Raw genomic sequence first — 13601 nt, forward strand, 5'->3', positions numbered from 1 at the left:
GAATAAGGACGCGCCATCCATGCTGGCCTCCAATCCAGCCAGATGGTTGAATCAGATTTCAGCCAATCTGGGTACCCATATTCCGATTCAGCCCAAAATCATCAGGCTCTAAGTGCTGGCTCCTTCCCAGGGCTTTGCCCTGGAACCCACCAAAGGTCACAGACCTTTGGAAACCATTTTATTATTCATCAATCGGGGTACAGGGGCCGTCGTGCGCAGCACGCCTTCGCGTGACGGTCCCTGCCGGGTTCGGGCCGGCACCCTCACCTTACTCAGATCTGAACAAGCGCCACAGCGTAAATCACCAGCGCCATGGCCAGGGTGAATCCCACCAGCCCCAGCACACGGCCACGTTGCCGCCGCGCCAGTTCAATTTGCTCCAGGGATGTAAGCTCAGTCGAATTTTCCGCAACGATCATGACAGCCACCAGGTCAATCCATGATCCGCAAGCAGACCACAAAACAGCAGAAACAGATAAGCGAGCGAGAAGCGGAATGAGAGACGGGCCGCTTTGTCACCATTCAGGCTGATGCCGCCAGCGTCCTGTTTCTCAAGCAACACCCTGATCGCGCAGGCAACAAAGCCGAGGCCGAGAGTCAGCGCTGTAACTGTGTAAAGCGCTCCGCAGAGATGCAGAAAGGACGGCACCAGCGACACAGCGAGAAGAATCAGCGTGTAGACAAAAATATTCCAGCGCGTGTAGCGGGCGCCGCGTACAACGGGGAGCATGGGGATACCGGCCCGACCGTAATCCTTGCAGGCGTAAAGCGACAACGACCAGAAATGCGGCGGCGTCCATAGAAAGACGATCGCGAACATCACAATGGGCAACACAGCGAGCGAGCCCGTGGCGGCGGCCCAGCCAATCATCGGCGGGAAAGCGCCGGCAGCACCACCGATGACAATATTCTGCGGCGTCGAGCGCTTGAGCCACATCGTATAAATGACTGCGTAGAAGAAAATGGAAAACGCCAGAATACCGGCGGCCAGCGTGTTGGTGGCCAGCCACATGAGCGCGACCGACAAAACCGAAAGACCAATACCGTATGCCAGTGCTTCATCCGGCGGAATGCGACCGCCTGGAATGGGGCGCGTGGCGGTGCGCTGCATAACGATGTCGATGTCACGATCGTACCACATATTGATCGCACCGGCGGCACCGGAAGCAAGACAGATGCAAAGAATACTGACAGCGGCAATGATCGGATTAACCGGGCCGGGAGCGACAATCAGACCCGCGGCACCCGTGAATACCACCAGAGAAATGACACGCGGCTTGAGAAGCTGCACCCAGTCACCGGCACGGGTGCCGACGCGAGCGGCCTCAAACCGTGGGCGTGGAGCCCGTTCCGTGACTGCTGCACCGCTCATCGTGTCCCCGCTGAACCGGACAGAGCCGGATTCTGATGCCTGATCTCATGGCGATGCCGCTTCATAGCTCCGGCGATGACCGCCACGAAAATCGCCAGAGAACCAGCCATCGCGACGTCACCGGTCATCTGCACCGGACCGCGGGCAGATAAACCACCGGCAGCGGACAGGATCGCTCCGGCAAAAAGCAGTCCGAACTGGAGGCGGGCGAGCCCAACAGAGTAACGACCTTCGGAGGCCGTCTCCAGCCAGTTGTAAAAAGCACCGAACAGCACGAACACAGCGCCGCTCAGCACAGCAGCATGCAGGCCCTGCCCGCTGCTCATCTGCACGCCCCATCCTGCTGCAAGAAGCACGAAAAACGCCGAAGCCCACAGCACGGGCACGCCGGCACGCGTCCTCACCGAAACGGTCTGATGCCACAGTGCCCGCACCCACAGCCCGGCAAATATGAGAGACATTGCGGCAGCGAGGCCCGTTCCGGCCAGAGTGATCAGGAATTGCGGCTGATGCGCAAACAGGCCACGAGCCCAGATTACAGCCCCGCCATCAGAAGCAAGACCGGCTATTGCGGCGGCGGTCAGACGGATACGGCTGCTCAGAGGGGCCACGCTGTCAAAGATCCGAGCAGCGAGACCAAAAGCCGCAACCAGAACAATGAGCGTGACCGGCATGGAAAAAGATGGAAGCACATTTTCGATACCAGCCTGACCGAAAAATGCGTGTGTTGCGGAAGCAGCAAGTACCGGCGCCACAAAAAGCAGGCTGGTCGCAGCAAAAAGCTGTGTCCACGTGAACAGCGAAAATGGAGGCACCGCACCGGATCTGACCTGCCCGCGCGAAACGACGCAACCGGACCGGGCGCGGCTGTCCAGAATGGTTGTGACCGTCGAGGTTGCAAGCAGAATGGCACCCGCACTCCAGAGCAACAGCCCTGTCGCGACAAGTGACGCCGCTCCCCCACCAGCGATAAAGGTCAGAAGTGAGAGCAGCAGCAGAGAAAGAGAGGCCGCATCCAGACGTGAAAGGCGTGCAAGACCACCATTCTCAAGCATCGGATCAGCGAGATCACGGGCCAGAAAGAGTCGCCCGAAACCACCGAGAAAGGCCGGAACAGCAACGAACAGAAGCATGGCCACCGGATGAAACCAGGCCATCTGCCGGGTGAGACCGTCGGAGAGAACCCCGGCTTCCTGCAGGATACCGGAAATACCCGCGATGCTTCCCACCGCTACGGCCAGGCTGAGTGACGCTGTGGATATAGCCGGAACAGGTGCTGTGAACGAAGCACTTTCGGCGCGGTTCGGAGTATCCGGAGCTTGCGTCATTACAGGCATCGTCGCATGCGTCTTTCGTTTGACGGGCCGCCGAACCGGGCGGCGGAAATCAGGCGACCATCAGAACGGGCGCCGGCCCAAAACAGGATCCTTCAGCCAAGTCTTACCGGAATTTCACGAAAGTCAAAAGCATGATGGGAACGCGGGGCCACAGCTCTGCATTGCTTACGACGCGCCCCGGCGGCGCCTTCGGGCACCAGAGTTTACTATCAGGCGACCTGTTCTTCCGGTGCAACAGCGGATGCACTGGCGGAAGACTCTGCGTCACGTGTGAGAGTAACCAGAGTAAAGAGACCGGCTGGCGGAACCGGCTCGACACGGGCCCGCGCCAGATCATCGGGGGGAAGCAGGGCCTCCATCGCAAAATCAGGGTGCCAGCCCAGCGAATGAGACGCACGCGCCATGCTACGCTCAATCGCACCACGCACACCGTTCGGCGCGAGAAAATGATTCACGAAAAGGATGTGGCCACCTGGCTTTACGACGCGCTTGAGTTCTGCCAGCAAAAGACGTGGATGCGGGACGACCGAGGCGACAAACATGGCTACGGCGATATCGAAGGAGGCATCCGCGAAGCGGGTATCTTCCGCATCCATTTCAAGCAGCGCGTCAACATTGACCAGCCTGTCGCGACGCACACGTTCACGGGCGCGCTCAAGCATATCAGATGACAGATCAATACCGGTGATGCGTTTATTCGCGGTGTAATGCGGCAGGGCCAGCCCGGTACCGACCCCGACTTCCAGCACGCGGTTACCTGGAAGACGATTGACCGCAGAGACTGCCCGCCGTCGCCCGAAAGCCGATACGCTGCCAAACACGGCATCATACACGCCGGCCCAGCGCCTATAGGCTGCCTTTACCGCATCGGCATCGAGGGCAACACGCGGACCGTGCACCTCTTCAGACCGGGAAACATCTTCCGCGGAATCGTCGCGGACACCTTGCAAGACTTCGCTCATGCGCCCTATCTGCCCGGCGTTACCAGGTTTCACAAGAGGTTGAAAACTCAAGACACGGTCAAGACGCCACAGAAACGGGTTTCGTTCCATATCGCCGGGACGCGACATTGCCATACAGCAGCAGAACGACAAAGTCTGTAGCATGTCTCTCCCGCCTTCTTTCACACGCCGTAATCCCCTACAATAAGACACCACCAGGGAGATTTACGGAGCCAGGGAGTATTTAACTTCCTCAATACATCCCTTGAATGATGATGCGGTGCTGGCTGGATGACAGAGCTTTTCTCCGGGAATCGTGGCCGGGCCGGTGCTCAGGCAGTATCTGCACGAACCGGAGGTAATGCCGCACCGACAGGAGTGACGTCGTGATTCTGTTTCTTATTGTACTGAGTTTTTTCATCTGGTCGGGCATATTTGCTTTCTACTGGCGACAGCAGATTCATACCTGGATCGATTGTCGTTTTGATATTTTTGACAAATTAAGACAACGCCGAGCACAGGGCGCGGAGCAGGAGACCGGCCAGCAAAATGCCTCCCAGGCCCCGCCGGCTGAGACTGAGCAGACTTAAGCGAGGACGGCCAGCCGTTCTTCAATGCAATCCCAGAGCACTCCTGCGGGATTGGTTCCTTCGAAGCGGGCCAGTTCCTGAAGCCCGGTCGGAGAGGTGACGTTGATTTCGGTCAGCCAGTCCCCGATGACATCGATCCCGACAAAAACCAGTCCGCGCTCTTTCAGCATAGGCCCGATTGCTTCACAGATTTCACGGTCACGTGGTGTCAGATCGACTTTCTTTGCGACACCGCCAACATGCATGTTCGAGCGCGCCTCGCCTTCAGCCGGAACGCGATTGATCGCCCCGATGGGCGTACCGTCCGCAAGGATAATACGCTTATCTCCGGCTCTGACAGCCGGTTCGTAGCGCTGGATCATCAGCGGCTCACGGGAGCGGGCAAAATGCATCTCCAGAAGAGCGCTCAGATTCTGATCGTCTTCCCGGATGCGGAACACACCGCTGCCGCCATTACCGAACAGTGGCTTAACGATGATGTCTTTCCATTTCTGACGGAAGGCACGGATTTCCTGCACGTCCCATGTGACAAGAGTAGGAGGCATCAGTTCCGGATAGTGTGTGACCAGCAATTTCTCAGGTGAGTCCCGCACAAAGCGCGGGTCATTGACCACAAGCGCTTTTCCCGGGCCGACACCATGAACGTGCTCAAGCATGTGCGTGGCGGTAATATAGGCCATGTCGAAAGGAGGATCCTGACGCATCAGAATCACGTCCATTTCTCCGAGATCACGACGAACCGCCTCACCGAAGATGGCATGATTGCCTTTCTGCCGCTGCACGCGCACAGGCCGAACCAGTGCCGTAAGCCGGTTGGAGAATTTTTTTCCCTGCCCCTGCGTGCCTTCCGTCAGAGCGAGCGACTCCACGCCGTAAACGAACAGACTGCTTCCGCGCGCCTGCGCTTCGAGCATCATCGCGAAGGAAGAATCTCCATCAATGTCGACCCCTTCGAGAGGGTCCATCTGTACTGCGACATCCAGCCCGCTGGTCATGATCTGCTCCATTTCTGCTGTTTTTGTCTTAAAGCAAATTCATCCGGCCAGGAAAGTGACCTGCGAACACGCAGGATTGCCTCAGGCTCTCAGAGCGATCTGGTTCCCATCAGATATATCGCCGGCATCCATCAGATCTCTGTCCGGAGACTCTGCTAAGGAGAGGGATATGAAATGCTCAGAACCTCAATCTGCTCCGGGCCGCGCGGTGTGCGGAGTATGATCTCATCTCCCACCGCATGCCCAAGCAGGGCGCGGGCTACAGGAGCCAGAAGAGTGATTTCCCCGCGGTCAGAGACGGCCTCGTCAGCGCCTACGATAGTGACGCTCGTTTCCCGGTCACTCTCATCGACATAGATAACGGTTGCACCAAAAAACACTCTGTTGCGCTTCGCCTGTGTCGCCGGATCAACTTCAATCGCGTTTTCGACCCGCTTTGTCAGAAAACGGATGCGTCGGTCGATCTCACGCAGACGCTTTTTACCGTAAATATAGTCGCCATTCTCGGAGCGGTCGCCATTTCCAGCCGCCCAGGACACGATCTCAACCACAGCCGGGCGATCCTCTCTCAGCAGCCGCGAAAGCTCCTGCCGCATGAGCAGCAATCCTCCCGGCGTGATGTAACGAACGAGATCGCCCGCACTGGTCTCAGCAACCACTCTTTAACCATCCCTGTCGTCTGCCTTCAGACAAGTGCGGCGCTGATCGCTTCATCAACCTCCGCAAAGCTGGGCATCAATGGTACCGGAATATCCTTACGGCCAATCTCCACGCTGACCTGCGGCGCATTGCCCTGCAGAAACGCGACGAGCACAACACGGATCAGATCGTAATAGGCCGCGTCCTCTTCCACCACACTCTGTATGCGGGCAGCAAACGGACCAACCATGCCGTAAGCCAGAAGAACGCCCAGAAAGGTCCCCGAAAGCGCGCCTGCGATCATTTCTCCGAGCACCTCGGGCGGCTTGCTGATCGAGCCCATCGTCTTGATCACGCCGAGCACCGCCGCAACGATTCCAAGGGCAGGCAGGGCGTCAGACAGTGACTGCATGCCGTGGGCAACATGCGTGTCTTCCTTGAGATTTTTAGCGAGTTCCCGCGTCATGACCTCGTCGAACTGAAACGGGTCGTCCATATTCATGCTGATCATACGAAGGTAATCACAGATCAGATTTCGCACCCGGTTGTTATCCCGGATTTTTTTGTGATCCGCGAAAACCGTACTCTCCATTGGCGTCTCGATGTGACTTTCAAGCGCCATCGTCCCGTGACTCTGGGCCATTCGCGTAAACGTAAACAGCAGTTTAAGCAGATCGAGATAGTCCGCACGTCCGTAAGACGGCCCTTTGAGTGCCGCCCTGAACGCAGCAGGAACATGTTTCAGATCACTCATGGAGTTCGCCATGAGAAAGGTGCCAATACCAGCGCCAAGAATGGTGATCAGCTCGAAAGGCATGGACATCATAAGCGGCACAATCGCACCGCCCGACGCCACGAAAGAGCCGAAAACACAGAGCAGCAGGAAACCCAGCCCGCCGATTACCAACATTCAGTTTGTCCTCGTCTCAAAGTAATATGGCGTTATGCCGGTTCGTATTCCCGTCACGGCGGAGCGCCAGGCTGGGCCGGGCTATCGGATGCAGGATTGCCGGACGTGGACGGTGTCGTATCGGCTGCAGGGCCTGCACCGGGCAGCTGGACATCGTGCTCACGATGCAGGACCAGTACGATACGACGGTTTGCAGCGGCGCCGGGGTCATCAGGCAGTGCCAGTTCCCGGTCGGCACGACCTGCCACTTCGACCAGTCGACGCTCCGGGAATCCGTTCTGCGTCAGCACACTTCGCGCCGAATCGGCACGGGCACCTGACAATGTCCAGTTTGATGACTGACTGGTTCTGAAAATCGCTCCATCCGTATAGCCGTAGATCGACAGCGTTTGCGGCATCGCTGTCAGATACGGAGCGATGACACCGAGGAGATGAGCCGCGCGCACGTTCAGACGGGCCGAACCGGAATCGAACATCGGCTTCTTTTCAGTCTCGGAAATTTCGATCTGCAATCCCTCAGGCGTCACATGAACAGCCAGTTGCTGCGCGGCCTGGGCACCGACGGGGTCCTGTGCCAGAGCCGCTTTCATCTGCCGGGCATCGCTCTCCAGATCTTCCTGCTCCTGCTGCGCTGCATCCTGCCCGTCACCCACAGACGTGGTGACGCCATTTTTCTCACCACCTATCGGCACGATCCGGGGGATCGCCGCAGGTGCAGGAGTCACCATACCAATACTTCTGTCCGGAAAAGACGGAACGGGTGCCCGTATCGTGCCGGACTGCTTCAGGATCTGACCCGCACCGGCGATATCTCTTCCCATCACCACGCCAACATCCGGACCAAAACCACCCGATCTGGCGGGAACGCCACCATTACCCGGCGCAAGACCGCGAGGTACGGTAGCGGCTTCATCGCTCTTCTTCAGTATGCTGTCGGATGTCGGCAGCAGATCTGCCGTTCGCGATCCCGCCGAATTTTTCGCCCCCTGAACAGAGCCATTACCGGAAACGGTTGAGGCGCTGGGCTCAGCCATCATATGGGCCGTGGCGGCACCATCCGATGACATCGGATTGAAAAAATTGGCGATACCGCGGCGGCGTTGCTCGGTCGTGGCGTTGATCAGCCACATCACCAGAAAGAACGCCATCATGGCGGTCACGAAATCCGCGTACGCGATCTTCCATGCACCACCGTGATGTGCGCTGCCCCCGCCACTATTGCGACGAATGACGACGATCTTCGCCTTGTTGTCCCCGTTTTTCGCCATGCGCCTCTCCGACCCCGGGCACCATGCTGGCCGGAGCGGCTTAAAACAGGCTTAACAACAGGTCAGTGAGCGGCCGGAAGTTGCCGCAAATCCTGCAAAACGGCGGCCGGAAGCGGACATCGCACCATATAAAGTACATAGCGTTCCGCTTCCTGCCCGTACCTTGCGCGCGTAATCGCCAGCCCGGGCGATGCGATTCCTGACCATGCACTGTCAGACGGAAAGCTTCGCCGGGCATTGCGAATCAATACGCCCTCTCCGGAATCACAGAGAAAAGCAGGCAACCCGACCAGCCGCCAGCGGGATTCTCCACCAAGAACGGGTACATTATCCAGGCGCAGCGCCAGTTCCGAGGCCAGGCCATAATCATCCGATGCAATGAACGCGACGCCCTGCGTCTTCTCACGCACCTCCCGGGCAAAGGCTGACCAGCCACCGCCCTGACGCAGCGTGATATCAAAATGCCTGTTGAGTGGCAGAATCCCGATCATTGCCTGCAAAAGAACCAGCGCGCCGAGCACCAGCCCAAAAACCGAGGCCGGACGCCACCAGCGGGGGTGCGAAAGAGCTGTCAGAACAACCAGCGGAGGATAGATCAGTACTGGCCAGTTTGCCTGAACGCGGTCTCCCAGAGCATGCTGGAAGAAAACCAGCAACGGCACAACGATCACTGCCAGAAGGAGGCGGTCGGTCTTTTCGTGGCTGCGAACGGACTTCAGAAGTGCTCTGCTACAAAGAAGAAAAATTCCGGGCGTCATCAACCCGATCTGTCCACCGAGCAGTTCACCCAGAAACTGCACTGCCCGGGCTGGCTTCCAGTCGGCGGCGCGGCCGCCCTGCCGGATGAAACTGACCCAGCCGTGGGTTTCATTCCACCAGAAAACCGGAATGGTCAGCGCGGCCGCCAGAAGAACTGCGCCCCAGGGCCAGGCGGTTTTCAGCCAGGCCCGGCCAGGACGGGACAGCAGGCACCACGCACCAACCCCCGCGACCGGCAGCAGCATGGTATATTTACTATCAAAACCCAGCCCGGCTGCAGCCCCGAGGACAAACCACCAGAATCCGTTTCCCGTCACGCTGAGCCGCCCGAGCGCCGCGAGAAAAATCGCTACGAAGAACAGCAGTGGCGTGTCGGGGGTCATCATGACCGCACCCAGCCCGACCGCAAGCGTCGCATTGAGCAGCACCCCCGCGATGATGGGGGGCGCCAGATCATCAGAAACCACTCTGGTCCGCCCGATGCGGGTAGTCATAAAGTCGCGGGTGGCAGAAGCGGTCAGTAACGTTCCGACTGCGGCAGCGAGAGGACCGGAAACGCGGATTCCGAAGCCGTTATTACCAAACAGAGCTGTGCCGAGACGGATCCAGAGAGCAACCATCGGGGGATGATCGAGGTAACTGGCCTGAAGATGGCGGGACCAGGTCCAGTAATAGGCTTCGTCGGGTGTGACAGGCAGAAAACCGGCGGCCACGAGACGAATAATCGTAATACCCGCAAGAGCCAGCAGAGCAGAATGCCGGGCCGACAGCCCGCTCAGGGACACAGGCAGCCCGGATGGATCAGCGGCGATGTTTCGCAGTACGGGAGGCAGATCACCTTGGGCGCCAGATCAGCGTGGAGGAGACGGCATAGTTCCACACGACACCGATCACGGCGCCGGCGGCGCTCGCGTTCCCCCACCCCTGCCCGTCAGCACGGAAGAGTTGCGCAATACCAATATTGGCCCATGCCCCCAGAGAAGAGACCAGCAGGAATATGATCAGGCCGCCATAAAGCTGCGCACCACGCAAACGGCGATCCCGGTATGTCAGCGTGTTGTCGAGCCAGAAATTCGTGAGAATGGCGACCAGGGTGCCTGTCGCCTGAGCCGCCTCGAAATCCGCTCCGGCAAGATGCATGATATTCATGATCGCGATGTTCACCGTGACACCGATTGCCCCTACGGTGGCAAAGGCCAGGAAGCGGACTGGCAGCCAGCCGTGAAACAGCTTGTCCAGCATCAGTCCGGCGAACTGGAGCAGAACCAGCACGTCGAGTTTACTCTCTCCGGCAACACGCGGACGGAACATGCAGGGAATTTCCTTCACACGTACCGGCTCCGGCGCGGAGAGGATGAGATCCATGAGAATCTTGAATCCCTGCCCGGAGAGGTGAGGCGCTGTCGCGTCAAAAAACTCCCGGCGCAGAGCGAAGAAGCCACTCATCGGGTCCCCGACACGCACCGGCAGCATCATCTGAGCGAGACGGATGCCACCATCGGAGAGAGCGTGACGCCAGGCGTTGGCGAGGCCGCTGTTGTCCCCTCCTTCGACGTGACGGCTGCCGATCGCGATGTCACATCCACCATCGCCGACAGCGTCGATCAGAGCGCCGAGCTGCGTTTCGTCATGCTGAAGATCACCATCCATCACGGCTATAATCTGTGCCGAGGAAGAAAGAGCCCCTTCGATAACGGCAGATGACAGACCGCGTCGGCCGACCCTGCTGATTCCCCTCACCCTCCAGTTAACCTCAGCGATGGCCCGGATCTGGTCGATGGTCCCGTCGGGAGAATTGTCATCCACGAAGACGACTTCCCAGCTCCGACCGGCCAGGGCCAGGGTCAGCGCTTCGACAAGCGGGCGTACATTGGCCGCCTCCCTGTAACAGGGCACGACGATCGTGATTTCCGGGCAGCCGGCCCGTGCTTCACTCAGAACTGCGGCATTCGCCCGACTCATGGTGTCTCCTGCTTCGCAGCCACTCCTGTGGCCGTTCGTCCTGAAAATCGGCATATTGTCGGGATCTGCGCTCTGAAATCCAGTGGCAGGCATGACTATTTTTCTTCACTTTCAGCGCGCAGTTCAGGCGGAGGCAGCCGCGAGAGACTTGTACGAATGGTTTGCAGCGTCTGCACGCGTGCGACATGCGGCGCTTCCGTCAGACGGCGGGTGAGCAGGTTTTCATGTGCCGTATCGCGCGCAACCAGCCGGACGAGAAAGTCTCCGCCGCCACGAATCATGTGACATTCCTGAACCTCGGGCCAGGAGGCGACCATCGCTTCGAAACCTGTCAGAACCGTCTCTTTCTGACTGTCGAGGCCGATCAGCGCGAAGAGCGTGGCAGACCAGCCCAGCGCCTGCAGATCGGTCTCCGCCCGGTATCCTGTGATGACACCAAGTTCTTCCAGACGACGGACACGCCTCAGACAGGGCGGTGCGGAAACTCCCACACGGCGGGCAAGTTCGACATTGGTCATGCGTCCGTCTGCCTGCAGTTCAGCAATGATCCGCCGATCCACTGCATCGAGTTCCGCTGCGGCCACCCTGCCCTCTCCATGCCCGGTTCGGGGTGGATATAGGACGAAGCGGCCCCGCTGTGCAAAGTCTGCCCGAAGCATTGCGGCACGGCTCCGGGCCAGCCGGAAAAATGGTGGACGGGTTGCCCCACTCCGGCAGGAGCGCCATATCGGAGCGACGCCAGCTGCTCGATTCGAGCCTTACGGCGCGCTGGCCGCGCTCCAGAGACGGACCCAGGGTACGATGAGCAAGACGATGACGACCGACCTTCTGATCATTGGCGCAGGGCCAGCGGGATATACCGCAGCGATCTATGCTGCACGCGCAAACCTCAGGCCCGTTCTCGTCGCAGGAATGCAGCCGGGTGGCCAGCTCATGATCACCACGGATGTAGAAAATTATCCCGGTTTCGCGCAGGCGATTCAGGGGCCCTGGCTCATGGAGCAGATGGCCGCACAGGCGGAGCATGTCGGCACCACCATCCTGCATGACCTTGTGACTGAAGTGGATTTCCGTCACGGCTCGCCTTTCCGGGTGACACTGGATGGTGGTGACACCTGGATTGCCCGCTCCGTTGTCATCGCGACAGGAGCGCAGGCAAGGTGGCTGGGCCTGCCGAGCGAAAAGCGGCTACAGGGCGCGGGCGTTTCGGCCTGCGCGACCTGCGATGGTTTCTTCTTCCGGGGCAAAAACGTCGCGGTTATCGGAGGCGGCAATACAGCCGTGGAAGAGGCTCTTTATCTTACGCATCACGCCGCACATGTCACACTGATCCATCGTCGCGATTCCCTGCGGGCTGAAAAGATTTTACAGGACCGGCTCCTCGCCAACCCGAAAGTCTCGGTCGTATGGAACTCGGTCGTCGCGGACATTCTCAGCCAGGGCACGCCGCCGACCGTCACCGGCCTTCAGCTCTGCAACATTCTGAACGAAACGACGAGCACACTGCCGGTCGATGGCGTCTTCATCGCCATCGGACATTCGCCGAATACGGGGCTTTTTCATGATCAGCTGATGCTGGATGCTGAAGGTTACATCATGACCGAGCCGGGAACGACGCGCACCTCGGTGCCCGGGGTTTTTGCGGCTGGCGATGTGCAGGACAAAATATATCGTCAGGCCGTCACTGCAGCTGGCACAGGCTGCATGGCTGCGCTGGACGCGGAGCGGCATCTTAGCGGAATTGTTGCAGAGTCAAGTCAGAATACTTGACCTTGCTCAACAATTCTTGCACCACACGCATAGGACGCCATACCGGATGGCGTGGCTACTACGATCAGGGAGATTGGGGTGGACTGGGACAAGCTCAGGATATTCCATGCGGTTGCCGAAGCTGGTTCCTTCACCCATGCCGGTGATGTTCTGAACCTCAGCCAGTCAGCTGTATCGCGCCAGATTTCGGCGCTTGAAGACGTGCTTCAGGTTCCTTTGTTTCATCGTCATGCCCGAGGTCTGATTCTGACCGAGCAGGGCGAGACGCTGAATCAGACGGTTCGTGAAGTTTTCTCGAAACTTGAAATGACGCAGACTTTGCTCACTGAGAGCAAGGAAAAGGCTGCTGGCCGTCTGCGTGTCACAACCACCACAGGATTCGGCAGTTGCTGGCTTATGCCGCGGCTGCATCGTTTCATGGACCAGAACCCCGAGATCGCTATTACGCTGATCCTTGAGGATAATGATCTCGACCTTGGTATGCGTGAAGCCGATGTCGCGGTCCGTATGCACGCGCCACGACAGCCGGATCTGATTCAGCGGCATCTGGCGGATTTCCCTCTCGCGGTATTTGCGTCACCTCGTTACATTGAACAGCATGGTCAGCCGGCCACACTGGAAGATCTCAGTGCCCATAATCTGGTGGCCTTCGGTGGCTATCACCCACCTGTTCCACATGTGAACTGGTTGCTGGAAGCCGGTCTGCCTGAAGGCAACCGACGCGCGGCGCGGCTTGAAGTCAACAGCATGGTCGCCATGGCGGATGCCATACAGGCTGGCCTCGGCATCGGTTCGGTACCCGGTTATGCGGTTTCCGAATATCCCGATCTGGTTAAAGTGCTGCCGAATGTCGAGCCGCCTCTGGTGGAAGCATTCTTTGTCTATCCGGAAGAACTGCGCAGTTCGAAGCGTGTCGCGGTTTTCCGCGATTTCCTGACGACGGAACTCGGTCTGCGGGGTTAATCTCCCTCAACAGGCTTTCCGTAAAAAACGCCCGCGACGTCTCTTATCAGACGTCGCGGGCGTTTTTTGTATTTACCGCCGGAGAAACAGTATGG

Annotated in this window: 14 protein-coding genes; 3 read left to right on the forward strand and 11 right to left on the reverse strand. The window is 58.8% G+C overall.

All coding sequences use genetic code 11. The features are described 5' to 3' along the window. Positions 1-272: 272 nt before the first annotated feature. From GOB85_RS02780 to GOB85_RS02795, 4 genes are all read right to left on the reverse strand, one after another. Complete coding sequence (locus GOB85_RS02780) at positions 273-428, reverse strand: hypothetical protein (RefSeq protein ID WP_173576108.1); 156 nt, start codon at positions 426-428, stop codon at positions 273-275. Then, complete coding sequence (locus GOB85_RS02785; protein ID WP_173576109.1) at positions 416-1372, reverse strand: heme o synthase; 957 nt, start codon at positions 1370-1372, stop codon at positions 416-418. Before GOB85_RS02785 ends, GOB85_RS02780 begins: the two co-directional genes overlap by 13 nt. Continuing rightward, positions 1369-2700 (reverse strand): heme-copper oxidase family protein, encoded by a 1332-nt coding sequence (locus GOB85_RS02790; RefSeq protein ID WP_173576110.1) that lies wholly within the window; start codon positions 2698-2700, stop codon positions 1369-1371. The genes GOB85_RS02785 and GOB85_RS02790 overlap by 4 nt, the downstream gene beginning before the upstream one ends. Before the next feature lie 218 nt (positions 2701-2918). Beyond that, the gene (locus GOB85_RS02795; protein WP_173576111.1) at positions 2919-3671 is read right to left on the reverse strand and encodes a class I SAM-dependent methyltransferase; all 753 of its coding nucleotides are present in this window, start codon (positions 3669-3671) and stop codon (positions 2919-2921) included. 365 nt (positions 3672-4036) lie between these two features. Here GOB85_RS02795 and GOB85_RS02800 point away from each other — a divergent pair, with 365 nt between their 5' ends. After that, positions 4037-4240 (forward strand): hypothetical protein, encoded by a 204-nt coding sequence (locus tag GOB85_RS02800; protein WP_173576112.1) that lies wholly within the window; start codon positions 4037-4039, stop codon positions 4238-4240. Here the strand turns inward: GOB85_RS02800 and gshB are convergent. From gshB to GOB85_RS02835, 7 genes are all read right to left on the reverse strand, one after another. Continuing rightward, on the reverse strand, positions 4237-5235 hold the full coding sequence (gene gshB, locus GOB85_RS02805; protein ID WP_173576113.1) for a glutathione synthase: 999 nt from the start codon (positions 5233-5235) through the stop codon (positions 4237-4239). The genes GOB85_RS02800 and gshB overlap by 4 nt on opposite strands. Before the next feature lie 155 nt (positions 5236-5390). Beyond that, positions 5391-5894, reverse strand: a complete 504-nt coding sequence (gene greB, locus GOB85_RS02810; RefSeq protein WP_338421630.1) for a transcription elongation factor GreB — start codon at positions 5892-5894, stop codon at positions 5391-5393. Between the two features lie 26 nt (positions 5895-5920). Next, on the reverse strand, positions 5921-6784 hold the full coding sequence (gene motA / locus GOB85_RS02815; protein ID WP_173576114.1) for a flagellar motor stator protein MotA: 864 nt from the start codon (positions 6782-6784) through the stop codon (positions 5921-5923). 53 nt (positions 6785-6837) lie between these two features. After that, a complete protein-coding gene (locus GOB85_RS02820; protein WP_173576115.1) occupies positions 6838-8052 on the reverse strand; it encodes a flagellar motor protein MotB in 1215 nt (404 codons plus the stop codon). A gap of 62 nt (positions 8053-8114) precedes the next feature. Next, positions 8115-9596, reverse strand: a complete 1482-nt coding sequence (locus tag GOB85_RS02825) for an ArnT family glycosyltransferase (protein ID WP_338421631.1) — start codon at positions 9594-9596, stop codon at positions 8115-8117. Positions 9597-9645: 49 nt separating this feature from the next. Beyond that, positions 9646-10773 carry a glycosyltransferase gene (locus GOB85_RS02830; protein ID WP_173576116.1) on the reverse strand — a complete coding sequence of 376 codons (1128 nt, stop codon included), beginning with the start codon at positions 10771-10773 and terminating at the stop codon, positions 9646-9648. 95 nt (positions 10774-10868) lie between these two features. After that, positions 10869-11357 carry an Lrp/AsnC family transcriptional regulator gene (locus tag GOB85_RS02835; protein WP_338421632.1) on the reverse strand — a complete coding sequence of 163 codons (489 nt, stop codon included), beginning with the start codon at positions 11355-11357 and terminating at the stop codon, positions 10869-10871. A 217-nt stretch (positions 11358-11574) separates the two neighbouring features. On the opposite strand from GOB85_RS02835, the gene trxB reads away from it, so the two are divergent. Both trxB and GOB85_RS02845 read left to right on the forward strand, forming a co-directional pair. After that, positions 11575-12543 carry a thioredoxin-disulfide reductase gene (gene trxB / locus GOB85_RS02840; protein WP_173576118.1) on the forward strand — a complete coding sequence of 323 codons (969 nt, stop codon included), beginning with the start codon at positions 11575-11577 and terminating at the stop codon, positions 12541-12543. Positions 12544-12621: 78 nt separating this feature from the next. Beyond that, positions 12622-13506, forward strand: a complete 885-nt coding sequence (locus GOB85_RS02845) for a LysR substrate-binding domain-containing protein (RefSeq protein WP_173576241.1) — start codon at positions 12622-12624, stop codon at positions 13504-13506. Positions 13507-13601: the final 95 nt, after the last annotated feature.

The organism is Acetobacter fallax, from assembly GCF_011516735.1.
GTDB classification, from domain to species: Bacteria; Pseudomonadota; Alphaproteobacteria; order Acetobacterales; family Acetobacteraceae; genus Acetobacter; species Acetobacter fallax.

Bases quoted from the DNA above. Each gene is read 5' to 3' on its own strand.
- GOB85_RS02785 (WP_173576109.1), bottom strand. From the start codon at position 1,372: ATGAGCGGTGCAGCAGTCACGGAACGGGCTCCACGCCCACGGTTTGAG.
- GOB85_RS02795 (WP_173576111.1), bottom strand. From the start codon at position 3,671: ATGAGCGAAGTCTTGCAAGGTGTCCGCGACGATTCCGCGGAAGATGTT.
- GOB85_RS02790 (WP_173576110.1), bottom strand. From the start codon at position 2,700: ATGACGCAAGCTCCGGATACTCCGAACCGCGCCGAAAGTGCTTCGTTC.
- GOB85_RS02830 (WP_173576116.1), bottom strand. From the start codon at position 10,773: ATGAGTCGGGCGAATGCCGCAGTTCTGAGTGAAGCACGGGCCGGCTGC.
- gshB (WP_173576113.1), bottom strand. From the start codon at position 5,235: ATGACCAGCGGGCTGGATGTCGCAGTACAGATGGACCCTCTCGAAGGG.
- GOB85_RS02820 (WP_173576115.1), bottom strand. From the start codon at position 8,052: ATGGCGAAAAACGGGGACAACAAGGCGAAGATCGTCGTCATTCGTCGC.
- trxB (WP_173576118.1), top strand. From the start codon at position 11,575: ATGAGCAAGACGATGACGACCGACCTTCTGATCATTGGCGCAGGGCCA.
- motA (WP_173576114.1), bottom strand. From the start codon at position 6,784: ATGTTGGTAATCGGCGGGCTGGGTTTCCTGCTGCTCTGTGTTTTCGGC.